The 523-nt window shown below is 49.9% G+C and carries 1 protein-coding gene and 1 pseudogene; both read left to right on the plus strand.

Annotated elements, in window-relative coordinates; genetic code table 11:
* On the plus strand, window positions 1-238 hold a 238-nt coding region (locus J5224_RS35085), incomplete at its 5' end, for a flagellar basal body rod C-terminal domain-containing protein (RefSeq protein ID WP_319802558.1).
* A 30-nt stretch (window positions 239-268) separates the two neighbouring features.
* Window positions 269-523, plus strand: a pseudogene (gene flgL, locus J5224_RS35090) (flagellar hook-associated protein FlgL); the annotation flags it as partial.

The following is a 523-nucleotide window of genomic DNA, read 5'->3' on the forward strand; positions in this document are numbered from 1 at the left end:
AGCCTATGCGGGCATCGTGGGGGATATTGGCAACCAGACCAGCGCGCTGAAAATCAATAACACTTCACAGCAAAATGTGGTGAAACAGTTAACGGCCGAGCAGCAATCGGTGTCTGGGGTAAACCTGGACGAAGAATATGGCGATTTGATGCGTTACCAGCAGTATTACATGGCAAACGCGCAAGTGATTAAAACCGCACAGGCACTTTTTGACGCGCTGCTCACCATGCGCAGCTAATTGGCGATCGAATAAAGAGGAATTTATACCATGCGTTTAAGCACCAGCATGATATATCAGCAGAATATGAACGGTATTCTGAATGGTCAGTCCATTTGGCAAAAGGCCGGTGAGCAGTTGGCCACGGGCACCAAGGTAACTACACCTTCAGACGATCCTATCGCTGCTTCTCAGGCTATCATGATCGGTCAGGCGCAGGCGGAAACGGATCAGTTCACGCTCGCCAGAACGTTCTCTCGTCAGAACATGTCACTGGAGTTGTCGGTGTTGGGAAGTATCGTTGAC

This window comes from Candidatus Symbiopectobacterium sp. NZEC135, assembly GCF_025962695.1.